We start from the raw sequence: 23,587 nt of genomic DNA on the forward strand, positions 1-23,587 counted from the left end.
CGGTTCCCGGAGTCCGCGCGCCGCCTGGTCGACGCCGGGGCGGAGGTGCTGGTCGTGCCCGCGGCGTGGGCGGCCGGCCCGCTCAAGGCGGAGCACTGGCGGACGCTGGCGACGGCCCGGGCGATCGAGAACACGGCTGTCGTGGTGGCGGTGGGCCAGGCGGGCCGGGGCGTCACCGGCCGGTCGCTGGTCGTCGGCCCGGACGGGGTCGTCGGCCTCGAGCTCGGCGAGGAGCCCGAGCTGCGGACGGTCGACCTGGACCCCGAGGCGCTGCGCGGCGTGCGGGAGTCGAACCCGTCGCTGGCGAACCGCCGCTACCGCGTGGTCCCGGCGGTCTGACCCGCCGCGGGTCGGCGGGCGCGGTCAGCCGCGCGGGCGCCCCTCCGCGTCGAGGTCCGTGTCCGGCGACGGCCAGAACGTCCGCAGCAGCTCCTCCGGCGTGAGCACCGCCTCGGCCTGCTCGACCGGCTCGTCGGCGCCGGCCAGCGCGCGCACCTCGTCGTGGATGCGCTCCATCGAGGCGTCCAGCTGCGCCGCGACGTCGGCGGCGAGCTTGAGGGAGTCGGTCAGGTGCCGGGGGACCTGCCGGTCGTACTTGTAGTAGATCTTGTGCTCGAGGCTCGCCCAGAAGTCCATCGCGATGGTCCGGAGCTGGATCTCGACGACCACCTGCTCCACGCGGTCGGAGAGGTAGACCGGCACCTGCACGATGAGGTGCAGCGACTGGTACCCGTTGCCCTTGGGGTGGGCGATGTAGTCGCGCTCCTCGAGCAGCGTGAGGTCGGCCTGCCCGACGAGCATGTCCCGCACCCGGTAGATGTCCGAGACGAACGAGCAGGTCACCCGCACGCCGGCGATGTCGAACATCTGCGCGCGCACGGCGTCGGGCGTCAGCGGGATGCCCTTGCGCCGGCACTTCGTGACGATCGACTCGAACGACTTGAGCCGGCTGCCGACGTGCTCGACCGGGTTGTAGTTGGCCATGTGCCGGAACTCGTCGCGCAGGATCGCGATCTTGGTCATGACCTCGTCGATGCCGAACTTGTACGTCAGCGCGAGGCGGCGCATGTCGCGCATGAGCGCGCGGAGCTCGGCCGGGTCGGGCATCGCCACCGGGGCGGTCGGCGACCCGTCGCCCGGGGCCGACGGGTCGGGGACGCGCTGCACGGTGCCGGTCATGCCTCCACCGTAGTTGCCCCAAGCGCGGGTCAGCGCAGGACCGCCAGGGCGGCCGCGACGTAGTGGCAGGTGAAGCCGACGACGGTCAGCGCGTGGAAGATCTCGTGGAACCCGAACCACCGCGGGCTCGGGTTGGGCCGCTTGAGGCCGTAGACGACGGCGCCCAGCGTGTACGCGAGCCCGCCGCCGGCGACGAGCCACACGACCTCGGGGCCGCCGGTGGGCGCGCGCCAGAACGCGGGCAGGAACCACACGGCGACCCAGCCGAGCGCGATGTACACAGGGACGTAGACCCAGCGCGGCGCGCCGAGCCAGAACACCCGCGCGAGCAGCCCGACCAGCGCCCCGGACCACACGATGATCAGCAGGGTGCGGGCGGTCGAGGCGGGCAGCAGGGCCACGGCCAGCGGCGTGTAGGTGCCGGCGATGACCAGGAAGATGTTGGTGTGGTCCATCCGGCGCAGGATCCCGGCGACCCGGGGCGACCACGTGCCGCGGTGGTAGACGGCGCTGGTGCCGAACAGCAGCATCGCGGCGATCCCGAACACGGCGCAGGCGAGGGTCAGCGGCGGGGTGGGCGCGAGCATGACGAGCACGATCGAGGCCACGGTGGCGAGCGGGAACATCCCGGCGTGGATCCAGCCGCGCAGCCGGGGCTTGACGGCGTCGGCGATCTGCTCGGCGGTCTCGGCGACCTTCACGGCGGGTTCCTCCCTCTCGGGCTCGGGCGGCGACGCGCACGAGCCTAACCTACGAATGCGTAGGTTACGGGTGCGTAGGTTGCGCGCGGCGCGCCGGGCGGGCCTGCACGAATCCTCCCCCTCGGACCTCGCGCGACCGACGGTGCCGGGCGCCCGGCGAGCGGTAGCGTGAGCACGCCCAGCCGCCCAGACGAGGAGATCCGCGCGTGCGCCTGCCCCACCCGCTCTACGGGCTGTACGAGCGCCGCCTCGCCGCCTCGCTGCCCCGCGACCGGGTCCCGCGGCACGTCGGCGTGATCCTCGACGGCAACCGGCGGTGGGCGCGGCAGCTCGGCGAGTCGACCGCGACCGGCCACCGGCGCGGCGCGGACCGGATCGCGGACCTGCTGGCCTGGGGCGAGGAGGTCGGCGTCGAGGTCGTCACGCTGTGGATGCTGTCGACGGACAACCTCGGCCGGGACGCCGAGGAGCTGGACGCGCTGCTCGGCATCATCGAGGACGCGGTGCGTGAGCTCGCGGCCACCCGGCGCTGGCGGCTGCAGGCGGTCGGCTCGCTGGACCTGCTCCCGGAGCACACCCGCGCGACGCTGCGGGACGCGGAGTCCGCGACCGCCGACGTGCGCGGGATGCACGTCAACGTGGCGATCGGCTACGGCGGCCGCAAGGAGATCGCCGACGCCGTGCGGTCCTACCTGAGCCAGCGCGCCGCCGAGGGCGCGACGCTGGACGAGATCGCGGCGACGTTCGACGTCGAGCACATCGCCGACCACCTCTACACCAAGGGCCAGCCCGACCCGGACCTGGTGATCCGCACGTCGGGGGAGCAGCGGCTCGGCGGCTTCATGCTCTGGCAGTCGGTGCACTCGGAGTACTACTTCTGCGAGGTGTACTGGCCGGACTTCCGGCGCGTCGACTTCCTGCGCGCGGTGCGCGACTACGCGGCCCGGGAGCGCCGGCACGGCCAGTGACCGCGGGCGCCGGCGACCGGCCGGCGTCGCCCGGGTGAACATCGTGTTGCGGATCACACCCGCGGCGTGTCGCGCGCGCCGCCGTGTCGGAGGCGCGGCGTAGCGTCCGGAGCAACGGGCGGCACCCGCCGCCCCCGGGAGGCCAGCCCATGGAGCATCCGCTCCGGGGGGAGGGCCGGTCCTGGCCCTCCGCGGCCGGCCGCCCTCGTCCCGTCACCGAGCGCCGCAGGACCCGCGGGTCCGGCGCGAGGGGTCCGACTCGGCGCTGAGCAGCGCCGGAGGGAGCCTGCCGTGGTCAGCAAGCTGGGAACCGCCACCGCCTCGACCGACCAGCCGGAGGGGCGCCGGACGCACGTCCTCGACACCTCCGTCCTCCTGTCGGACCCGCGCGCGATCACGCGGTTCGCCGAGCACGACGTGGTGCTCCCCGTCGTCGTGATCACCGAGCTCGAGGCCAAGCGGCACCACGCCGAGCTCGGCTACTTCGCCCGCGCCGCCCTGCGGCTGCTCGACGACCTGCGGGTCGCGCACGGCGGGCTGGACGCGCCGATCCCGCTCGGCGAGCAGGGCGGCACGCTGCGGGTCGAGCTGAACCACACGAACCCCGAGGTGCTGCCGGCGGGCTTCCGGCTGGGCGACAACGACACCCGGATCCTCGCGTGCGCGGCCAACCTCGCCGCGGAGGGCCAGGACGTCACGGTCGTGTCCAAGGACCTGCCGATGCGCATCAAGGCGTCCGCGATCGGCCTGCGCGCGGAGGAGTACCGGCACGAGCTCGCGGTCGACTCCGGCTGGACCGGCATGGACGCGCTCGACCTCACCGAGCAGCAGATGGCCGACCTCTGGGAGCACGAGTCGCTGCCGCTCGCCGACCTGCCCGACGCGCCGACGCTGCTCACCCACACCGGGCTGGTGATGCACAGCCCGCGGGGCTCGGCCCTGGGCCGGGTGACCGCCGACAAGCACGTGCAGGTGGTGCGCGGCGACCAGGACGTGTTCGGCCTGCACGGCCGCAGCGCGGAGCAGCGCATCGCGATCGACCTGCTGCTCGACGAGCAGGTCGGCATCGTGTCGCTGGGCGGCCGGGCCGGCACCGGCAAGTCCGCGCTGGCGCTGTGCGCGGGGCTGGAGGCGGTGCTCGAGCGCCGGCAGCACCGCAAGGTCATGGTGTTCCGCCCGCTGTACGCGGTCGGCGGCCAGGAGCTCGGCTACCTGCCGGGCAGCGAGGCCGAGAAGATGAACCCCTGGGCGCAGGCGGTGTTCGACACCCTCGGCGCCGTGGTCAGCCGCGAGGTGGTCGAGGAGATCATGGACCGCGAGCTGCTGGAGGTGCTGCCGCTCACGCACATCCGCGGTCGCTCGCTGCACGACGCGTTCGTGATCGTCGACGAGGCGCAGTCCCTCGAGCGGAACGTGCTGCTGACCGTGCTGTCCCGGATCGGGCAGAGCTCGCGGGTGGTGCTGACGCACGACGTGGCGCAGCGGGACAACCTGCGGGTCGGCCGGCACGACGGCGTCGCGGCGGTGATCGAGGCGCTCAAGGGGCACCCGCTGTTCGCGCACGTGACGCTGACCCGGTCCGAGCGGTCGCCCGTGGCGGCGCTGGTCACGGAGCTGCTGGAGGGCATCGAGCTCTGACCCGTCCGGCCCCCGCCGCCGAGCGGGCAGCAGATGTCCCTATCCCGGCAGGGGAGGGGACGTCTACTGCCCGCTCGGCGCGGCCGCGGCGGGAGCGGGAGCGGGAGCGGGAGCCGGGGGCAGCGCGGCGTGCTCCGGGCGGGCCGCCAGGACCGCCACCAGCAGGCCCACCGTCGCGCCGGCCGCGGTGTCCAGGGCGCGGTCGAGGGCCAGCCGGGCCGGGTCCAGCGGCGCCCCGAGGGACGTCATGAGCAGCGCCATCGGTGTGATGGTGAGCATCGCGACCCCGTAGTGCCGGGCGACGACCAGCTCCGTGGCCGTCTGCAGCAGCACGACCAGCGCCGCGACGGCCCAGAACGGCAGGTGCGCCCCGAGCAGCGGCAGCGCGATCGCGACCCCCGCGGCGGTGCCCGCGGCGCGCTGGAGCGCCCGGACGCCCATGTGCCGGACGTGCGCCCCCTGCAGGACGGCGGCGGCGCCCATGACGGCCCAGGCGGGGTGGCCCCAGCCCGCGCCGGCGGCGACGGACCCCGCGAGCGCGGCCGCCACCGCGACGGAGGCCGTGGGGGTGAGCGCCGCGCCGCCCGCGGTGCCGGCGCGCACGACGTCGCGCACCCGGGGCGCCGGATCGGCCGGGCGCCCGCGGCGGCGGTCCAGCACCCAGCCGGCGTTGCACACCACGCAGGCCAGGAGCGCGCCGCCCGCGACGGCGACGGCCCGCGCCGCCACGTCGCCCGCGCCGGCGGCCGCCGCGGCCCCCGCCCCGGCCGCGAAGACGAGGATGGTGGCCCCCGGCGGGCCCGTCCGGAGCGCCACGGCCCCGGCCGTGGCGCCGGCGGCGAGCAGGGTGAGCACGGCCAGCTCCGCCACCACGGGGGCGCCCGCCGCGGCGAGCGCGGACATCGCCGCCACGGCCGCGGTGAGCGCGCCGCCGACGACCGCCATCAGCCGCAGCCGCCAGGCGTAGCCGCTGGACCGCCCGTACAGCGACGCCAGGGCCCCGAGCGAGGCGTAGCCGGCCAGGTCCGGCCGGCCGAGCACGGCGACCACGAGGAACGCCAGCGCGACGCTCGTCCCGCACCGCAGCGCCCCGCCGAGGGAGTCCCGGGTGCTCGGCCCGCCGCGGTGCGGCCGCAGGGCGGCGCGGAGCTGGGACGGGTGCAGGAGGGCGGCGGCGAGGGACAGGTGGTGCACCCGGCGATCCTTCCACCGCTTCGTTCACGGGTAAATGATTCGTGAAGCAACTCACGCTCGGTAGGGTGGCGGCCGTGGACAGCGTGGACCGCCTGCGCGCGGACTGGGAGCGCGAGGCGCCGGAGCTCGACGTCGCGCCGATCGCCGTGGCCGGCCGGATCACCCGGATCGCCGCGCTGCTCGACGCCCGGGCCGAGGCCGCGCTCGCGGGGGCGGACCTCACCCGGGGCGAGTTCGACGTGCTGTGCGCGCTGCGCCGGGCCGGCCGCGCGCTGCGGGCCGCCGAGGTGTCGACGATCACCGCCGCCTCGCCGGCCGCGATCACCAAGCGCGCGGACGCGCTGGTGCGGGCCGGGCTGGTGGCGCGGGCGATCCCGCACCGGGACCGGCGGGGCGTGCTGCTCGAGCTGACGCCGGACGGGCGCGCCGCGGTCGACCGGCTGATGCCCGAGCACCTGGCCCGGGAGGCCGACGCGCTCGGCGCGCTGGACGCCGGCGAGGCGGCGGCGCTCGCGGCGCTGCTGTCCCGGGTGCTCGTGCGGGTGGAGGGCGGCGCCTGACCGGGGCGCACCCTCGCCGGCGTCCGAGCAGGTCAGCGACCATCCCGCGCCCGATCGCCGGGTGAAGTCGGGCAAAACACCCCGTCTCCATCCCTGTGACCGCTCACAAGGGACCAAGGTCCCCCCGATGGGTCGGAGAACCCCGGCGGCCCACCCGGCCGGCCGGAGCCCCCGCCCCTCGGCCCAGGAGACCACCGTGCCCCTGCCCCGACTGCGCACCTCCCTGCGCGCTCAGCTCGTCGCGACCGGAGCCGGTGCCGTCGCCGTCACCGCCGCCCTGCTCACCGCCGTCGGCGGCTGGCAGGTGACCGGCCTGGCCTCCCAGGCCGGCGACGACGTCGACCGCCTGATGCGCGACTCGATGACCCAGACCACCCAGCAGGCGGTGACGCTGGTGCAGACCCAGGTCGCCACCGTCACGGACCGGATGGCCTCGAGCCTGCGCGTCGCCCAGGAGACGTTCGCGCAGGCGGGCGCGGTGACGTTCGACGGCTCCGAGCACTGGACCGTCACCGACCAGACGACCGGCGCCACCGAGGAGGTCGACCTGCCCCGGCTGCAGGTCGGCGGCACCTGGCTCGGCCGCACCACCGACCGGGCCACCCCGGTCCCGGTCGTCGACGACATCACCACGCTGCTCGACGCGCCGGTCACCGTGTTCCAGCGGGTGAACCCCGAGGGCGACATGCTCCGCGTCGCCACGAGCGTGACCAACGCCGACGGCGCGCGCGTCATCGGCACCGCGATCGGCGCGACGGGCGCCGACGGGAAGCCCAACGCCGTCGTCGCCGCGCTGCTCTCCGGGCAGCCCTACTACGGCACCGCGACCGTCGTCGGGCAGCCGTTCGTCACCGCGTACGCGCCGCTGACGGTCGGCGACGAGGTGGTCGGCGGCCTGTTCGTCGGGGTGCCGCAGACCGAGGTCGACGCCCCGCTGCGCGCCGCGCTGGCCGAGGTCGCGGTCGGCGAGGCGGGCTACCTGACCGTCGCGGACGCGAACGGGCAGTGGGTCGTGCCGCCGCCGGGCGCCCAGGCGGGCGACGCCGCGGGCTCGGTGGACGCCGAGGGCGAGGCGTACGCGCCGCGCCTGGTCGAGGCCGCCGCGGAGCTCGGCGAGGGGGAGACCGCCACCGAGCGCGTGGACCTCGGCGAGGCCGGCGCCGCCACCGTGCAGCTCGCGCGGTACGCGCCCTGGGGCTGGACCGTCGCCGCGTGGGGCTTCGACGCCGACCTGCGCGCCGTGTCCGCGGAGCTGGAGTCCGGCGCGAGCACGCTGATGGTCACGCTGCTGGTCGCCGGCCTCGTGGTCGCCGCGGTCGCGGTCGCGCTGGTCGTGTGGATCTCCGGCCGGATCGTCGCCCGGGTCGGTCGGCTGACCACCGCGCTGCGCCGGGTCGCCGACCGCGACCTGTCCGTGGCGGTGCGCGGCGAGGGCCGGGACGAGATCGGCGTCATGGGCGCCGCGCTCGGCGAGGCCATCGACGCGATGCGCGCGGCGCTCACCCGGATGCGCGAGGGCGCCGACGCGGTGCGCGGCACCGCGGGCCGGCTCGACGGCTCGTCGGGGACGCTGGAGGAGGCCGCGGGCCGGACCGTGTCCCGCGCCGAGGTCGCCGCCGGCTCCGCCTCCGTCGTCAGCACCGAGGTGCAGACCGTGACGGCGGCGATGACGGAGATGCGCGCGTCCATCGAGTCGGTGGCGCAGGACGTGAGCGCGGCCTCCGGCGAGGCCACGCAGGCCGTGGGCGTGACCGCCGAGGCCGCCGCGGCCGCCGACCGGCTCGCGGCGTCGACCGGCCAGATCGCGGCCGTGCTCGACACCGTCACGACGATCGCCGGCCAGACCCACCTGCTCGCGCTGAACGCCAGCATCGAGGCGGCCCGCGCGGGCAGCGCCGGGGCCGGCTTCGCCGTGGTCGCCGGGGAGGTCAAGGACCTGGCGCAGCAGACGTCGAGCGCCATCGGTACCATCGCGCCGGTGCTGGAGGCCGTCACCCGGGACGCCGCCGACGTGCAGGAGTCGGTCTCCCGGATCTCCCGGGCGGTCGCGACGGTCGACGGGCTGCAGGGCGCGGTGTCCGCCGTGGTCGAGGAGCAGACCGCCACGACGTCGGAGATCGAGCGCAACCTCGTGGTCGCCGCCGAGAGCACGACGGACATCGCCGGCAGCGCGGCGGACGTGGCGCAGGCGGCCGGTCAGGCGTTTGACGGGGCCGCCGAGGTGCGGCAGGCCGTCATCACCCTGGGTGACGTCGCGGCCGAGCTCGCGCGGGGCGCGGAGGAATTCACGCTGAACCGGCCCGGCGCGCAGTTCGACCTGGCACGCTAGGCGTGGCGCCGTCGGCCCGGGACCCCCTGCCCCGGACCGGCGGCGCCGTCGCGCGCGGGCTCAGGCCTTCGGGCGCGTCATGCTCAGCAGGTCGAGGGCCGCGTCCAGCTGCTCCTCGGTGACCTCGCCGCGCTCGACGTAGCCGAGGTCGACCACGGCCTCGCGCACCGTGATGCCCTTCGCGACCGCGTGCTTGGCGATCTTCGCGGCGGCCTCGTAGCCGATCACCCGGTTCAGCGGGGTGACGATCGACGGGGACGACCCGGCGTAGGCCGCGCCGCGCTCGGTGACCACCTCGATCCCGTCCACCGTGCGGTCGGCGAGCACCCGGCAGGCCGCCGCGAGCAGCCGCTCGGACTCCAGCACCGCCTGGCCCATGACCGGGATCTGCACGTTGAGCTCGAAGGAGCCGCTCGCGCCGGCCCACGCCACCGTGGCGTCGTTGCCGACCACCCGCGCCGCGACCATGAGCACCGCCTCCGGGATCACCGGGTTCACCTTGCCCGGCATGATCGACGAGCCCGGCTGCAGGTCGGGGATCCGGATCTCGCCCAGCCCGGTGTTCGGGCCGGAGCCCATCCAGCGCAGGTCGTTGCAGATCTTGGTGAGGCTGACCGCGATCGTCTTCAGCGCGCCGGACAGCTCGACCAGCCCGTCCCGGGCGCCCTGGGCCTCGAAGTGGTCGCGCGCCTCGGTCAGCGGCAGGCCGGTCTCCTCGGCGAGCAGCGCGATGACGCGCTGCGGGAAGCCCGCGGGGGTGTTGATGCCGGTGCCGACGGCGGTGCCGCCGAGCGGGACCTCCGCGACGCGGGGGAGCGCCGCCTGCACCCGCTCGACGCCGCGGCGCACGGCGGCCGCGTACCCGCCGAACTCCTGGCCGAAGGTCACGGGGGTCGCGTCCATCAGGTGCGTGCGGCCGGCCTTGACGTCGCCGGCGTGCTGCTCGGCCAGGCGCTCGAGCGACGCGGCGAGGTGCTCCAGCGCGGGGACCAGGTCGTTCACGGCGCCGTCGGTGGCGGCGACGTGCACCGAGGTCGGGAACACGTCGTTCGAGGACTGCGAGGCGTTGACGTGGTCGTTCGGGTGGACGTCGGCGCCGAGGGACCGGGACGCGAGCGTCGCCAGCACCTCGTTCATGTTCATGTTCGAGGAGGTGCCGGAGCCGGTCTGGTAGACGTCGACCGGGAAGTGCGCGTCGTGCCGGCCCTCGGCGACCTCGTCCGCCGCGGCGGCGATGGCGTCCGCCACGGGTCGCTCGAGGATGCCGAGCTCGGCGTTGGCCAGGGCGGCGGCCTTCTTGACCCGGGCCAGCGCGGCGACGTGCCCGCGCTCCAGGCCGGTCCCGCTGATCGGGAAGTTCTCCACCGCGCGCTGGGTCTGGGCGCGGTAGAGGGCGTCCGCGGGGACGCGCACCTCGCCCATCGTGTCGTGCTCGATGCGGTACTGGACGTCGTCGTCGGCGTGCAGGCTCATGCGGCCGATCCTGCCACCGCCAGGGACGGAGGTCCCGCCCGCGCCTCGCGCCGGGACCCGGGGGTGGCGCACGTCACACCCACCCGCGCGCCGAGACGGCAACTCTCGGCTGTGCGCGGGCCTCGCCGCGCAGCCGAGAGTCGCCATCTCGGCGAGGGTGCGGACCCGGGGTCAGGCCGGGACGGGGACGTCGCCGATGTCGCCGATCGCCGACGTGAGGCGCGCCTGGCCGTCGGCAAGCGTGTACTCGACGCCCACGACCGCCACGCGCCCGGCGTCGATGCCCTCGGCCAGCGTCACGGAGTACGAGCGGAGCATGTCCACGGTGTGCCGGACGTGCTCGTGCCCGAGCTCGGCCGGGTCGACGGACGACAGGTCGCGCGGCCGGCCCTCGGCGTCGGCGCCGTGCGCCAGCGACACGATGGACGGGATCACCCGGTCGACGACCGCGCGCACGAACCCGCGCTGCAGCTCGCCGGTGGTGAGCGCCGCGGTCGCCGCGGCCACCGCGCCGCAGGAGTCGTGGCCCAGCACGACGACCAGCGAGGCGCCGAGCACCTCGACGCCGTACTCGATGGACCCGATGACGGTGGTGTCGAGGACGTGGCCGGCGGTGCGGACGACGAACACGTCGCCGAGGCCCTGGTCGAAGATGATCTCCGCCGCGACGCGGCTGTCCGAGCAGCCGAACACGACGGCGAACGGGGCCTGGCCGGTGCTGACCTCGGCGCGGCGGTCGATGCCCTGGGACGGGTGCTCCATGGCGCCGCGGACGAACCGGTCGTTGCCGTCGCGCAGCGCGGCCCAGGCCTCGGCGGGGGTGGTGGGGTGTGCCATGCGGACATGTTCGCACCACGCGGCGCGGGGCGGGTCGTCCCGTCCGCGCCTCGCCCGCACCGGGTGGGCCGGCGGTCCGTAGGTGCTGCTCCGGTGGCAGGCCGCGACCCGCCGGTGTAGCCATGGGGAGGGAAGCGTGGAGACGTCGCGGAGCCCCAGGTGGGAGGCCGCGACGCCGGAGTGAGGGAGAGCGGTGCGCGTGCGAAGACGGTCGAGGGCGATCGCCGGGGTGTCGGTGCTCGCGCTGGGGGCGGGGCTGGCGGCGTGCGCGCCGGCGGACTCCACCCCGGTGCTCACCTGGTACACGAACCCGGACGCGGGGGGCCAGGCGACGCTGGCCCGGCAGTGCACGGAGGAGGCCGGCGGGGCCTACCGCATCGAGGTGTCGGTGCTGCCCCGCGACGCCAGCTCCCAGCGCGAGCAGCTGGCGCGGCGGCTCGCGGCGTCCGACTCGTCGATCGACCTGATGAGCCTGGACCCGCCGTTCATCCCGGAGCTGGCGAACGCCGGGTTCCTGGCGCCGGTGCCGGAGGACGTCGCGACGCAGGTCAGCCAGGACGTCGCGGAGGGCGCGCTCCAGGGGGCCTCGTGGGGCGACGAGCTCGTGACGGTCCCGTTCTGGGCCAACACGCAGCTGCTCTGGTACAAGAAGTCGGTCGCCGAGGCCGCGGGGCTCGACCCCGCGACCACGCCGGTGACCTGGGACCAGGTCATGGACGCCGCGCGCGACCAGGACAAGACGCTCGGCGTGCAGGGCATCAAGGCCGAGGCCTACACGGTGTGGATCAACGCCCTGGTCGAGTCGGCCGGCGGCCAGATCGTCGAGAACCCCGAGGCGCCCGCCGAGGACGTGGAGCTGGGCCTCGAGTCCGACGCGGGTCGCGAGGCGGCGCGGATCATCGGCGAGATCGGCCAGGACCGCCTCGGCGGCCCCGGCCTGCCGACCCAGGACGAGAACGCCTCGCTCACCCAGTTCCAGGGGGACAGCGGGTCGTTCATGGTCAACTGGCCGTTCGTCTGGCCGGCCATGCAGGCCTCGGTCGAGGACGGCGCGCTGGACCAGTCGTTCCTCGACGACGTCGGCTGGGCGATCTACCCGCAGGTCACCGAGGGCACCGACGCGGCGCCGCCGTACGGCGGGATCAACCTCGGCGTCGGCGCGTTCAGCGAGCACGTGGACGAGGCGTACCAGGCCGCCGCGTGCATCGTGCAGCCCGAGAACCAGGCGGCCTACTTCGTCACGGACGGCAACCCGCCCGCGTCGACCGTCGCCTACGACGACCCGACGGTGCAGGAGACGTTCCCGATGGCGGACGTCATCCGCCAGTCGCTGGAGCAGGCGGCCCCGCGCCCGCAGACCCCGTACTACAACGAGGTCTCCCAGGGTCTGCAGGAGACCTGGCACCCGCCGGCCTCGGTCGACCCCGACCGGACGCCGCAGGAGTCCACGGACTTCATCACCGCCGTGCTGCGAGGGGAGCGACTCCTGTGAGTACCGAGATCACGGGCGCCACGGCGGGGGTGACGGCGCAGGCCACCCGCGGCGCCGGCCCCGGCCGGGCGTCGAAGCCCCGCAAGAGCGACCGCGCGCGGGCCGAGGCCCGGCTGGGCTGGTGGCTGGCCGGCCCGGCGTTCGTGGTGATGCTGGCCGTCACCGCCTACCCGATCCTGCAGGCCGTCTACGACTCGCTGTTCCGGTACCGGCTCACCGCGCCGGACGACCGCGGGTTCGTCGGGCTCGCGAACTACGGCGTCGTGCTCGGCGACCCGGTGTTCTGGCAGTCGCTCGGCGTCACGACGCTGATCATGGTCATCACGGTCGCGATCGAGCTGGTGCTCGGCTTCGCGCTCGCGCTGGTCATGCACCGGGCCGTCCTGCGGCTCCGCGGCCTGCTGCGCACCGCGATCCTCGTGCCGTACGGGATCATCACGGTCGTCTCCGCGTTCGCGTGGTTCTACGCGTTCGACATCAACTCCGGGTACGTGAACAGCTGGTTCAGCTGGGTGCCCGGGATCAGCGAGGACCTCAACTGGTTCGCCGGCACCGGCACCAGCCTGTTCGTCATCATCGCGTCCGAGGTCTGGAAGACCACGCCGTTCATCTCGCTGCTGCTGCTCGCCGGCCTGGCGCAGGTGCCGGGCGACCTGGAGGAGGCGGCGCAGGTCGACGGCGCCACCTGGTGGCAGCGGATGAAGCGCGTGGTCCTGCCGAACATGAAGGCCGCGATCATGGTCGCCGTCCTGTTCCGGGCGCTCGACGCGTTCCGCATCTTCGACAACGTGTTCATCATGACGAACGGCGCGAACGGCACCACGGTGCTGTCGCTGCTGGCCTACCGGACGTCCATCGGGCGGCTGGAGATCGGCCTCGGCTCCGCCATCTCGGTGCTGCTGTTCTTCTGCGTGATCATCATCTGCTTCATCGCGATCAAGATCTTCAAGGTCGACCTCGCCGGTGCACGAGGGGAGAAGTGATGGGCGCGACGAAGGCCCTGACGGGCAGGCAGAAGATCGCGTGGGCGGCCATCACGCTCGTCGTGCTCGTGTGGGCGCTGTTCCCGGTGCTCTCCATCCTGGCGACGTCGTTCAAGCTGCCCAGCGACCTCAACACCGGCAACTTCCTGCCGACCTCGTGGAGCTGGACCAACTACGAGCAGATCCTCGGGCCGGACGGCTCGGCGCAGGAGCTGTTCCTGTCGTCGCTGCGGAACTCGATCGGCATCTCGCTGATCGCCACGGCGATCTCGTCGGTGCTGGCCACGCTCGCGGCGTACGCGATCGCCCGGCTCGACTTCCCGGGCCGCAAGCTGATCCTCACCACCGCGCTCGGGGTGTCGATCTTCCCGGTCATCTCGATCGTCACGCCGCTGTTCAACCTGTGGCGGTCGATCGGCCTGTACGACACCTGGCCCGGCCTGATCATCCCGTACCTCTCGCTGACCCTGCCGATCTCCATCTGGACGCTGACCGCGTTCTTCCGGCAGATCCCGTGGGAGCTGGAGCAGGCCGCGCAGGTGGACGGCGCCACCACGTGGCAGGCGTTCCGGAAGGCGATCGTGCCGCTCGCGGCGCCCGGCGTGTTCACCACCGCGCTGATCGCGTTCTTCATCGCGTGGAACGACTTCGTGTACGGCATCTCGCTGACCTCGACCGAGGCGGCCCGGCCGGTGCCCGCCGCGCTGGCGTTCTTCTCCGGGGCCTCGCAGTTCGAGGACCCCACCGGCGCGATCTCCGCCGCCGCCGTCGTCGTGACCATCCCCGTCGTCGTCCTGGTGCTGCTGTTCCAGCGCCAGATCGTGTCCGGGCTGACCCAGGGCGCGGTCAAGGGCTGACGCCCTCGCCGCCCGGACCCCAGGAGGAGCACATGGCATCCATCACCCTCACCGACATCGTCAAGAAGTACGGCGACGGCTACCCGGCCGTGAACGGCGTGAGCCTCGACATCAAGGACGGCGAGTTCGTCATCCTGGTCGGGCCGTCCGGCTGCGGGAAGTCGACCCTGCTGCGCATGATCGTCGGCCTCGAGGACATCACGTCCGGCGAGCTGAAGATCGGCGACGAGGTGGTCAACGAGAAGGCCCCGCGCGACCGGCACCTCGCGATGGTGTTCCAGAACTACGCGCTGTACCCCCACCTGACCGTGTACGAGAACATCGCGTTCCCGCTGCGGCTCCAGAAGGGCAAGTACACCGAGGAGCAGATCAAGGACAACGTCGAGTACGCGGCGGACACCCTGGAGCTGCGCGAGCACCTCGACCGCAAGCCGGCCAACCTGTCCGGCGGCCAGCGGCAGCGCGTCGCGATGGGCCGGGCGATCGTCCGCGACGCCCGCGCGTTCCTGTTCGACGAGCCGCTGTCCAACCTGGACGCCAAGCTGCGCGGCCAGATGCGCACCGAGATCGCCCGCATGCAGCGGCGGCTCGGCACCACCACCGTCTACGTCACGCACGACCAGACCGAGGCCATGACCCTCGGCGACCGGGTCGCGGTGCTGCGCAAGGGCGAGCTGCAGCAGGTCGCCAGCCCGCGCGCGCTGTACGAGCAGCCGGTCAACCTGTTCGTGGCCGGGTTCATCGGCTCCCCGCCGATGAACTTCCTGCCCGGCGAGGTGCACGGCGACTCCCTCCGGCTGCCGTTCGGCGACGTGCCGATCCCGGAGACGGCCCGCGGCAAGCTGGCCGGCCGCGACCTGGTCATCGTCGGGCTGCGGCCGGAGCACGTCGAGGACGCGCGCGTCCTGGACGAGGACAAGCGCGCCAAGGGCGCGACCTTCTCGGCCGAGGTGGACGTCGTCGAGTGGCTCGGCGCGGAGCTGTACGCCTACATCCCGTTCGAGACGCACGCCGACGTCGCGCAGAAGCTCGAGGAGCTCGACCGCGACCTCGACGGCGAGGGGATGCGCACGCAGATGATCGTCTCGCTCGGCTCCGAGAGCCGGGTGCGGGACGGCAGCAGCGCCGAGCTGTGGTTCGACCCGAGGCGGCTGCTCATCTTCGACCCGGAGTCGGGGGAGAACCTCACGTACGACGACGAGGCGGCCCGCCGCATCGACGCCGAGACCGAGGAGGACCGCCGCGCGGCCCTGGAGCGCGCCCACCGCGACGCGGAGAAGCAGGCGAACGGCGAGCCCGCCGCGCGCCACCGCCAGGCGAGCTGACGCGGCCGCCGGGCCGCACGCGCGCGCGACCGCGAGGTCGGCACAACGGCACGAGGTCGTCACTCACGAGTGACGACCTCGTCCGTGTGTGACGACCTCGCCGCCGTCCCGGCGCCCGCGCCGTCCGAGGTCGCCGGTTCCGCCCGAGGTCGTACCGTGCGCCACCCCTGGTGGGGCCGGAACCGACGACCTCGGCGCGCGACGCCCGGCGGCCTACGCCTCGCCGAGCTCCGCCGACGTCGGGGGGTTGGCGCCGGCGCGGGAGACCGTGATCGCGGCGACCTGGGCGCAGCGGACGAGGACGCGCTCGACCGTCGGGCGGTCGATCGCGCGCAGCCGGTCGCGCGCGTCGGCGCCGAGCAGGTCCGCCGTCCACAGGCCGTCGATCAGGGCACCCATGAACGAGTCGCCGGCGCCGACGGTGTCGGCCACCTCGACCCGCGGGGCCTCGACCAGCACCTCGTCGCCGCCCGCGGTGATGGCGAGCGCGCCCTCGCCGCCCAGCGTCACGACGACCAGGGCGGGCCCGCGGCCCAGCCAGTCCTGGGCGATCTCGACCGGCGCGACCCCGGGGTGCAGCCAGGCGAGGTCCTCGTCGGACACCTTGACGACGTCCGCCAGCGCGACCAGCCGCTCCACGACCGGCAGCGTCTCCTCGGGCGAGCCCATCAGCGCGGGGCGCAGGTTGGGGTCGTAGGTGATCGTCGAGGCGGCGCGGCGGTCGCCGAGCAGCCGGGCGACGGCCGCGCCGCCCGGCTCGATCACCGTGGCGATGGAGCCGGTGTGCACGACCGCGGGGGCGTCGTCGCCCTCGTCCCAGCGCGTCGGCAGGTCCCAGGTCAGGTCGAACTCGTACGTCGCGACGCCCGCCGCGTCGAGGTGCGCCCGCGCCACCGGGGTGCGCTCCGGGCCGCGGTCGCCCGCGAGGACGTGCACGTCGGAGCCGGCCAGGTGCCGGCGGACCAGGTCGCCGTGCGCGTCGTCGGCCAGCCAGGTCAGCAGGTCGACCCGGCGGCCCAGCCGGCCGAGCCCGATCGCGACGTTCGCGGGGCTGCCCCCGGGGTGCTCGGCGGGCTCGGCGCCCTGGCGGAGCACGACGTCGACGAGGGCCTCCCCGACGACGAGGGCGCGGGCGGCGGGCTGCTCGGTCATGGGGCTCCTTCGCGTCCGGCGGCGGTGCCGGGTCGGGGGTGGGGTCGTGCGGGGTGGAGCGGGCGCGGCGCCGGGCGTGGCGGGGGCCGCCGGACGGGGCGCGGTCGCGCCGGGCCGTCAGGAGCCGGCGTCGTCGCCGTCGGCCGCGCGGGCGGCGTCCAGCCGGGCGCGCGCGCCGTCGAGCCACTGCTGGCAGCGCGCGGCCAGGGCCTCGCCGCGCTCCCAGAGGGCGAGCGACTCCTCGAGCGTCGCGCCGCCGGCCTCGAGCCGGGAGACGACGGCGACGAGCTCGTCGCGCGCCTGCTCGTAGGACAGGTCGGCCACACCGGGGGTGCCGGGGGCCTCGGAGGCGGGGGTGGTGTCGCTCACGGGCACCATCTAACCAACGACCGCCGACCTCGCGCCGCTCAGCCCTCCCGCGCGGCGAACTCCTGCGTGCCCAGCACCCCGAGCAGCCGCAGCCGGCCCTCGGCCTCGCTGCGCGGCGCCGCGGTGAGCACCAGCAGGGTCTGGGACCCGTCCTCGGTGAACAGCGCCTGGCAGTCCACCTCGATCGGGCCGACCCGCGGGTGCACCAGCGTCTTGTGGTCCTCGAACCGGCGGGAGACCTCGTGCGCCTCCCAGATCGCCACGAACTCCGGGCTCCGGGCGGACAGCGCGCGGACCAGCTCGGCGGCCCGGGACCGCGGCCCCTCCGCCCCGAGGGTGGCGCGGAGCGAGGCCACCTGCGCCCGGCTCTGCCGGTCCCGGTCCTCCGCGGGGTACATCAGCCGCTCGGTGGCCGGGTGGGCGAACCAGCGGTAGATGGCGCTGCGCTCCCAGCCGGTCAGCTGCTCGACGGGGCCGAACAGCGCCCGGGCCAGGTCGTTCTGCACCAGCGTCCGGCCGAGCCCGTCGAGGATCAGCGCCGGGCTGTCGGTGATCCGGTCCAGCACCCGGAGCAGCCCCGGGGCGACGTAGTCCTCGCGCGCCGCGCGGTCCGGGGCGCTGTGCCCGGCGACCCGGTACAGGTAGTCGCGCTCGTCGGGCGTGAGCCGCAGGGCGCGGGCGAGCGAGCCGAGCATCTGAGTGCTCGGCTGCGGGCCGCGCCGCTGCTCCAGCCGGGTGTAGTAGTCGGTCGACATGACCGCGAGCTGCGCGACCTCCTCGCGGCGCAGGCCCGGGGCCCGGCGCCGCGCGCCCGGGGGCAGCCCGACGTCGTCCGGGCGCAGCGCCTCCCGGTGCCGGAGCAGGAAGTCGGCCAGCGCGTCGCGATCCACCCGAGCAGTATCGGCGGGCGGGCCCGCGCGCAACCAGGGATCGGCGGTCCCCCGACAACCGCTCTCTGGCGGGCGCGGGCGGGGCGCCGAAGACTCGGGGCATGCGAATCAACGGGAACACGATCTTCATCCCCGGCGCGACGAGCGGGATCGGCCTGGCCCTGGCCGTCGCCCTGCACGAGCGGGGCAACGAGGTGATCGTCGGCGGGCGGCGCACCGAGCTGCTGGACCGGATCGCCGCGGAGCACCCCGCCATCCACGCCTACCGGATCGACACCGCCGACGCGGAGGACGTCGCCGAGGTGGCGAAGCGCGTCATCGCCGAGCACCCCGAGGTGAACGTGCTGGTCCCGATGGCCGGCATCATGCGGGTCGAGGACTGGACCGACCCGGCCGGGTTCCTCGACACCGCCGAGCAGACCGTCACCACGAACGTGCTCGGTCCGATCCGGCTGATCGCCGCGTTCGTCGAGCACCTGCAGACCCGCCCGGACGCCACGATCCTCACGGTGTCCTCGGGGCTGGCGTTCGCCCCGCTGCAGGTCACGCCGACCTACAACGCGAGCAAGGCGTTCGTGCACATGCTCAGCGAGTCGATCCGGCTGCAGCTGGCCGGCACGAGCGTCCGCGTGGTCGAGCTGGAGCCGCCGTCGGTGCAGACGGACCTGATGCCGGGGCACCGGGAGAACGCGGACGCCATGCCGCTCGCCGACTTCGTCGCCGAGGTGCTGGCCCTGCTGGAGGCGCAGCCCGACGCGACCGAGATCCAGGTCGAGCGCGTGAAGTTCCTCCGGTACGGCGAGGCCCGCGGGGACTACCCGCGGGTGGTCGCGGCGCTCAACGCGCGGGACCCGCACGGGAAGTGACGCCGGGGCGCGGGCGGGGGCGCGGCCCGGCGTGCGCGGCGTCGACCGTCGTGCGCCCGCGCCGCGGCCGTCAGTCCGCCGCGTCGTCCCCGGCGACCGGGCGCTTCCGGGCGGGCGCGACCGCGAGCACCGTCGCCATGAGCTCGCCGCGGGACACCCGGATCCGCAGCGAGTCCTTGGCCGCCACCTCGGTCGCCTCGCGCACCACGCGGCCGTCCGAGGTCTGCACCACGGCGTACCCGCGGTCGAGCGTCGCGGCGGGGGACAGCGCCCGGACCTGCGCGGCCAGCGCGCGGGTCGAGGTCACCGCGCCCGCCAGCGCGTGGTCGAGGCTGCGCCGGGCGTGGTCGCGGGCGCGCAGCACCTCGGCCTCCCGGGTGTCGACCATCGTGTGCGGGCGGGCGAGCACCGGGCGGCTGCGCACCTGCTCCAGCCCGGCGGCCTCGCGGGCGACCCGGTGCTCGACGGCCGACCGGATGCGGGCGCGGGCCTGGGTCACCCGCGCGCGCTCCTCGCCGACGTCCGGCACGATCCGCTTCGCGGCGTCGGTCGGGGTCGACGCGCGGTAGTCGGCGACCAGGTCGAGCAGCGGGGTGTCGGTCTCGTGGCCGATCGCGGACACCAGCGGCGTGCGGCAGGCCGCGGCGGCTCGCACCATCGCCTCGTTGCTGAACGGCAGCAGGTCCTCGACCGAGCCGCCGCCGCGCGCGACGACGATCACCTCGACCCGCGGGTCCGCGTCGAGCTCGGCGATCGCCCGGCTCACCTGCGGGACCGCGCCGACGCCCTGCACGGCGACCTCGCGGATGACGAACTCGACCTGGGGCCAGCGCGCTCGGGCGTTCACCACCACGTCGTGCTCCGCCTTCGACTCGCGCCCGCACACCAGGCCGACGACCCGGGGCAGGAACGGCAGCGGCACGCGGCGGTCCGCGTCGAACAGGCCCTCAGCGGCGAGCACCCGCTTGAGGTGCTCGATCCGGGCGAGCAGCTCGCCGACGCCGACCGCGCGCACCTCGTCGGCGTTGAGCTGCAGCGTGCCGCGCTTGGTCCAGAACGTCGGGCGCGCGTGCACCACGACGTGCGCGCCCTCGGCGAGCGGGGTCGCGGCGCCGGCCAGCACGCCCGCGGGCATCGACACGGGCAGCGACATGTCGGTGTCCGTGTCGCGCAGCGTGAGGAACGCGATGTTCGCGCCCGGGCGCCGGTTGAGCTGCACGACCTGGCCCTCGACCCACAGCGGCGACATCTTCGCGACGTAGTCGGCGATCTTCACCGAGAGCAGCCGGACCGGCCAGGGGCGCTCGGCGGTGGTCTCGTTCGCCCGCGCGGGCAGCTCGGCGGGCGCGCCGGGGGCCGGGGCGCCGGCGGCGTCCGCGCGGGGTGTCGTGGGGGAGGACTGCTGCTGCACGGGCCCACCCTGCCACGCGCGCCCGACACCGCGCGGCGGTCGCCCGCCTCGCCGACCTCGCCCACCTCGCCGAGATAGGACCGCCGCGCCGAGATAGGGCCATGGACGGTCCTATCTCGGCGCGCGGGCCCTATCTCGGCGGAGCGTCGGCGCAGCCTTCTGGCGCGCGGGAAGGCGGACCGGCCACCTGGCCCCGCGCCCCGGCGTGCGCGCGACCTACGATGGGTGCGTGACCCTCGGCACCGAGTCCGGCCCCGCGACCGCGGGCCGTCGCGTGCTCCTCGCCGCCCCGCGCGGGTACTGCGCCGGCGTCGACCGCGCGGTCGTCGCCGTCGAGCAGGCCCTCGAGCACTACGGCGCCCCGGTGTACGTCCGCAAGGAGATCGTGCACAACCGGCACGTCGTCGACACCCTCGCCGCCCGCGGCGCGGTGTTCGTCGACGAGACCGACGAGGTGCCCGAGGGCGCCCGCGTGGTGTTCTCCGCGCACGGGGTGTCGCCGGCGGTGCGGGCGGCGGCGCAGGCCCGGTCGCTGCGGACGATCGACGCGACCTGCCCCCTGGTCACCAAGGTGCACAAGGAGGCGGTGCGGTTCGCCGCGGCGGACCTCGACATCCTCCTGATCGGGCACACCGGGCACGAGGAGGTCGAGGGCACCCAGGGCGAGGCGCCCGCGCACGTGCAGGTGGTCGACTCCCCGGACGCCGTGGCCGACGTGGTGGTCCGCGACGAGAGCCGGGTGGTGTGGATCTCGCAGACCACGCTGTCGGTGGACGAGACGATGGAGACCGTCCGGCGGCTGCGCGAGCGGTTCCCGCTGCTGCAGGACCCGCCGAGCGACGACATCTGCTACGCCACCCAGAACCGGCAGGTGGCGGTCAAGAAGCTCGCGCCGGAGTGCGACGTGGTGATCACGGTCGGCTCGGCGAACTCGTCGAACTCGGTGCGGCTGGTCGAGGTCGCCCTGGAAGCCGGCGCCCGCGCGTCGTACCGGGTGGACACCGCCGCGCAGGTGGACCCGGCGTGGCTCGTCGGCGCGCGGACCGTCGGCGTGACCTCCGGGGCGTCGGTGCCGGAGATCCTGGTGCGGGACGTGCTGGACCTGCTCGCGGCGCACGGGTTCGGCGACGTCGAGGAGGTGCGGACCGCGACCGAGGACCTCATGTTCTCGCTGCCCCGGGAGCTCCGCGCCGATCTGCGCGCGGCCGGCGGGGACGACCCGCGCCCGCGCCGCGGGGACCGCCCGGACCTGGCCGTCCGGCCCGTCTGACCCCGCCCGCCGCGCCCGGCGCGCCCCGTCCCGCGTCAGGCCCCGCCCGGCCCCGCCTCCGGCGGCCGCACGTCCCCGAGCACCGCGTCGTCCAGCGCCCCGAGCGCGTCGGCCGCCCGCCGCCCCGTCCCCGGTGCCGCGGGCCCGTCGGCCCCCAGCCCCACCACCTGCTGCGTCTCCCAGGCCACGAGCTCCGGCGCGGTCACCACGGACAGCCGCCGCTCCACCGACGGCGGCGTGTCCAGGCCCGCGTCCACCACCCGCAGGTCGGCGAACTTCCGCGCGCTCACCAGCACCCGGGACTCCAGCGACGCGACCGACTGGTTGTACGCCGTCGCCGCCGAGTCGATCGCCCGGCCGACCTTGGACAGGTGGCCGCCGAGCGTCGCGATCCGGCCGTGCAGCTCCTTGCCCAGGTCCAGCACCGCCTGCGCGTTGCTCGCCAGCGCGTCCTGCCGCCAGGCGTAGGCCACCGTGCGCAGCAGCGCGAGCAGCGTCATCGGCGTCGCGATCACGACGTCCTTCTCGAACGCGCGCTCCACGATCGACGGGTCGACGTCGATCGCCGCGTGCAGGAACGCCTCCGCCGGCACGAACATCACCACGAACTCCGGCGCCGGGCTGAACTGGTCCCAGTACCGCTTGGCCGCGAGCTGGTCGACGTGCGCGCGCAGGTGGCGGGCGTGCGCGGCGAGCCGGCGCTCGCGCTCCGCCGGGTCGGTCGCCTCGACGGCCTCCAGGAAGCCGAGGAACGGCACCTTCGCGTCGACCACCACGCGCTTGCCGCCCGCGAGGTGCACGACCATGTCCGGCCGCAGCAGGCCGTCGTCGGTGCGGACCTGGTCCTGCTCGGCGAAGTCGACGTGCGGCAGCATCCCGGCGGCCTCGACCACCCGGCGCAGCTGCACCTCGCCCCACCGCCCGCGCACCTGGGACGCGCGCAGCGACGTGACGAGCTGGGCCGTCTGCTCCCGGAGCCGGCCCGCCTCCTCGCGCATCTGCCGCACCTGCTCGCCCAGCGCGGCGTCGTGCTGCGCGCGGGTCTGCTCGGCGGTGCGCAGCTCCGCCCGCACCGCGTCGAGCGTCCGCGCCAGCGGGTCGACCATCGAGCGCACGGCCTGCTCGCGCTGCGCCAGGTCGCCGGACTGCTCCTGGTGCCGCGCCGCGAGGCTCTGGTGCGCGAGCGCCAGGAACTGCTCGCTGCTCTGCGCGAGCGCGTCGGCGGCGAGCGCGCGGAACCGCTCGGCCTGCCGGTCGGCGTCGACGGTCCCGCCGCCGAGCTCGGCGGCCGTGCGCCAGCGCGCGGCCTCCACCTCGGCCCGGCGCAGCCGCGCGCCGGAGCGGCCGGCGGCCAGGAGCCAGCCGAGGGCGAGCCCCGCGAGGAGGGCCCCGGCGAGGGCGAGCACTGATCCGGTGTCCATGGCCTGCAGATTGCCAGGCGCCACCGACACGCCCGCCCCTATGCTGGGCCGATGGAGCCGATGTCCGCTTTGTCCATCCAAGGGCTGTGGAAGAGGTTCGGCACGAAGATCGCCGTGGCGGGCGTCGACCTCGAGGTCCCGGCCGGGTCCTTCTACGGCCTCGTGGGCCCGAACGGCGCCGGCAAGACGACCACGCTCTCCATGGCGACCGGGCTGCTGCGGCCGGACTTCGGCCGGGTGCTGGTGCGGGGGCGGGACCTGTGGGCGGATCCGCCGGCGGTCAAGGCCGGGCTCGGCGTGCTGCCCGACGGCGTGCGGCTGTTCGACCGGCTCACGGGCGCCCAGCTCGTCACCTACGCGGGTCTGCTGCGCGGGCTCGACCGCGACACCGTCCGGGACCGCACCGCGGACCTGCTGCGCACCTTCGACCTCACCGCCGACGCGGACACCCTGGTCGTCGACTACTCCGCGGGCATGACCAAGAAGATCGGCCTGGCGTGCGCCCTCGTGCACGCCCCGCGCGTCCTGGTCCTGGACGAGCCGTTCGAGGCCGTCGACCCGGTGTCCGCGGCGAACATCCGGGACATCCTGGCGGCGTACGCCGCGGGCGGCGGCACCGTCGTCGTGTCCTCGCACGTGATGGACCTGGTGCAGCGGATGTGCGACCACGTC

General features: G+C 75.1%; 22 protein-coding genes. 12 read left to right on the forward strand and 10 right to left on the reverse strand.

Going from position 1 to position 23,587, the window contains the following annotated elements:
- Nucleotides 1-339 (forward strand): nitrilase-related carbon-nitrogen hydrolase (locus tag VER05_RS03990; protein ID WP_324844104.1); only part of this gene is annotated, 339 nt, incomplete at its 5' end.
- Nucleotides 340-363: 24 nt separating this feature from the next.
- Here the strand turns inward: VER05_RS03990 and VER05_RS03995 are convergent.
- Together VER05_RS03995 and trhA are read right to left on the reverse strand one after the other, a co-directional pair.
- A complete protein-coding gene (locus VER05_RS03995) occupies nucleotides 364-1,107 on the reverse strand; it encodes a GTP pyrophosphokinase family protein (RefSeq protein WP_324844121.1) in 744 nt (247 codons plus the stop codon).
- Between the two features lie 101 nt (nucleotides 1,108-1,208).
- Nucleotides 1,209-1,880, reverse strand: coding sequence for a PAQR family membrane homeostasis protein TrhA (trhA, locus tag VER05_RS04000; RefSeq protein ID WP_324844105.1), 672 nt, complete (start codon nucleotides 1,878-1,880; stop codon nucleotides 1,209-1,211).
- Nucleotides 1,881-2,086: 206 nt separating this feature from the next.
- On the opposite strand from trhA, the gene VER05_RS04005 reads away from it, so the two are divergent.
- Complete coding sequence (locus VER05_RS04005; RefSeq protein WP_324844106.1) at nucleotides 2,087-2,848, forward strand: isoprenyl transferase; 762 nt, start codon at nucleotides 2,087-2,089, stop codon at nucleotides 2,846-2,848.
- Nucleotides 2,849-3,139: 291 nt separating this feature from the next.
- A complete protein-coding gene (locus tag VER05_RS04010) occupies nucleotides 3,140-4,486 on the forward strand; it encodes a PhoH family protein (protein ID WP_414647545.1) in 1,347 nt (448 codons plus the stop codon).
- 63 nt (nucleotides 4,487-4,549) lie between these two features.
- Here VER05_RS04010 and VER05_RS04015 read toward each other — a convergent pair whose 3' ends face one another.
- The gene (locus VER05_RS04015) at nucleotides 4,550-5,680 is read right to left on the reverse strand and encodes an FUSC family protein (protein WP_324844107.1); all 1,131 of its coding nucleotides are present in this window, start codon (nucleotides 5,678-5,680) and stop codon (nucleotides 4,550-4,552) included.
- 74 nt (nucleotides 5,681-5,754) lie between these two features.
- On the opposite strand from VER05_RS04015, the gene VER05_RS04020 reads away from it, so the two are divergent.
- Nucleotides 5,755-6,240 (forward strand): MarR family winged helix-turn-helix transcriptional regulator, encoded by a 486-nt coding sequence (locus VER05_RS04020; protein ID WP_324844108.1) that lies wholly within the window; start codon nucleotides 5,755-5,757, stop codon nucleotides 6,238-6,240.
- A 196-nt stretch (nucleotides 6,241-6,436) separates the two neighbouring features.
- Nucleotides 6,437-8,569 (forward strand): methyl-accepting chemotaxis protein, encoded by a 2,133-nt coding sequence (locus VER05_RS04025; protein ID WP_324844109.1) that lies wholly within the window; start codon nucleotides 6,437-6,439, stop codon nucleotides 8,567-8,569.
- A 60-nt stretch (nucleotides 8,570-8,629) separates the two neighbouring features.
- Here VER05_RS04025 and VER05_RS04030 read toward each other — a convergent pair whose 3' ends face one another.
- Together VER05_RS04030 and VER05_RS04035 are read right to left on the reverse strand one after the other, a co-directional pair.
- The gene (locus VER05_RS04030) at nucleotides 8,630-10,042 is read right to left on the reverse strand and encodes a class II fumarate hydratase (RefSeq protein WP_324844110.1); all 1,413 of its coding nucleotides are present in this window, start codon (nucleotides 10,040-10,042) and stop codon (nucleotides 8,630-8,632) included.
- A gap of 171 nt (nucleotides 10,043-10,213) precedes the next feature.
- Nucleotides 10,214-10,879 (reverse strand): carbonic anhydrase, encoded by a 666-nt coding sequence (locus tag VER05_RS04035; protein WP_324844111.1) that lies wholly within the window; start codon nucleotides 10,877-10,879, stop codon nucleotides 10,214-10,216.
- 229 nt (nucleotides 10,880-11,108) lie between these two features.
- Here VER05_RS04035 and VER05_RS04040 point away from each other — a divergent pair, with 229 nt between their 5' ends.
- The 4 genes from VER05_RS04040 to VER05_RS04055 are packed head-to-tail and all read left to right on the forward strand — an operon-like array spanning nucleotide 11,109 to nucleotide 15,536.
- Nucleotides 11,109-12,371 (forward strand): sugar ABC transporter substrate-binding protein, encoded by a 1,263-nt coding sequence (locus VER05_RS04040; RefSeq protein ID WP_414647546.1) that lies wholly within the window; start codon nucleotides 11,109-11,111, stop codon nucleotides 12,369-12,371.
- A 29-nt stretch (nucleotides 12,372-12,400) separates the two neighbouring features.
- Nucleotides 12,401-13,354, forward strand: a complete 954-nt coding sequence (locus VER05_RS04045) for a sugar ABC transporter permease (protein ID WP_324844124.1) — start codon at nucleotides 12,401-12,403, stop codon at nucleotides 13,352-13,354.
- Nucleotides 13,354-14,211, forward strand: coding sequence for a carbohydrate ABC transporter permease (locus VER05_RS04050; RefSeq protein ID WP_324844112.1), 858 nt, complete (start codon nucleotides 13,354-13,356; stop codon nucleotides 14,209-14,211). The genes VER05_RS04045 and VER05_RS04050 overlap by 1 nt, the downstream gene beginning before the upstream one ends.
- Before the next feature lie 32 nt (nucleotides 14,212-14,243).
- Nucleotides 14,244-15,536: a sn-glycerol-3-phosphate ABC transporter ATP-binding protein UgpC gene (locus VER05_RS04055; protein ID WP_324844113.1), complete on the forward strand. Its 1,293-nt coding sequence runs from the start codon at nucleotides 14,244-14,246 to the stop codon at nucleotides 15,534-15,536.
- A 213-nt stretch (nucleotides 15,537-15,749) separates the two neighbouring features.
- On the opposite strand, the gene VER05_RS04060 is transcribed toward VER05_RS04055, so the two are convergent.
- From VER05_RS04060 to VER05_RS04070, 3 genes are all read right to left on the reverse strand, one after another.
- On the reverse strand, nucleotides 15,750-16,688 hold the full coding sequence (locus tag VER05_RS04060) for a carbohydrate kinase (protein WP_324844114.1): 939 nt from the start codon (nucleotides 16,686-16,688) through the stop codon (nucleotides 15,750-15,752).
- Between the two features lie 117 nt (nucleotides 16,689-16,805).
- The gene (locus VER05_RS04065) at nucleotides 16,806-17,066 is read right to left on the reverse strand and encodes an exodeoxyribonuclease VII small subunit (protein ID WP_324844115.1); all 261 of its coding nucleotides are present in this window, start codon (nucleotides 17,064-17,066) and stop codon (nucleotides 16,806-16,808) included.
- Between the two features lie 29 nt (nucleotides 17,067-17,095).
- On the reverse strand, nucleotides 17,096-17,947 hold the full coding sequence (locus VER05_RS04070) for a helix-turn-helix transcriptional regulator (RefSeq protein ID WP_324844116.1): 852 nt from the start codon (nucleotides 17,945-17,947) through the stop codon (nucleotides 17,096-17,098).
- 101 nt (nucleotides 17,948-18,048) lie between these two features.
- On the opposite strand from VER05_RS04070, the gene VER05_RS04075 reads away from it, so the two are divergent.
- Complete coding sequence (locus tag VER05_RS04075; protein ID WP_324844117.1) at nucleotides 18,049-18,813, forward strand: SDR family oxidoreductase; 765 nt, start codon at nucleotides 18,049-18,051, stop codon at nucleotides 18,811-18,813.
- 70 nt (nucleotides 18,814-18,883) lie between these two features.
- On the opposite strand, the gene xseA is transcribed toward VER05_RS04075, so the two are convergent.
- Nucleotides 18,884-20,224 (reverse strand): exodeoxyribonuclease VII large subunit, encoded by a 1,341-nt coding sequence (xseA, locus tag VER05_RS04080; protein ID WP_414647547.1) that lies wholly within the window; start codon nucleotides 20,222-20,224, stop codon nucleotides 18,884-18,886.
- Nucleotides 20,225-20,453: 229 nt separating this feature from the next.
- On the opposite strand from xseA, the gene VER05_RS04085 reads away from it, so the two are divergent.
- Nucleotides 20,454-21,494: a 4-hydroxy-3-methylbut-2-enyl diphosphate reductase gene (locus VER05_RS04085; protein WP_324844118.1), complete on the forward strand. Its 1,041-nt coding sequence runs from the start codon at nucleotides 20,454-20,456 to the stop codon at nucleotides 21,492-21,494.
- A gap of 35 nt (nucleotides 21,495-21,529) precedes the next feature.
- On the opposite strand, the gene VER05_RS04090 is transcribed toward VER05_RS04085, so the two are convergent.
- A complete protein-coding gene (locus VER05_RS04090) occupies nucleotides 21,530-22,915 on the reverse strand; it encodes a DNA recombination protein RmuC (RefSeq protein ID WP_324844119.1) in 1,386 nt (461 codons plus the stop codon).
- A 51-nt stretch (nucleotides 22,916-22,966) separates the two neighbouring features.
- On the opposite strand from VER05_RS04090, the gene VER05_RS04095 reads away from it, so the two are divergent.
- Nucleotides 22,967-23,587, forward strand: a 621-nt coding sequence (locus VER05_RS04095) for an ABC transporter ATP-binding protein (RefSeq protein ID WP_324844120.1), incomplete at its 3' end; no start/stop codon positions are given.

Origin of the sequence: Cellulomonas sp., from assembly GCF_035634735.1 — a bacterium.
Lineage (GTDB): Bacteria > Actinomycetota > Actinomycetes > Actinomycetales > Cellulomonadaceae > Cellulomonas.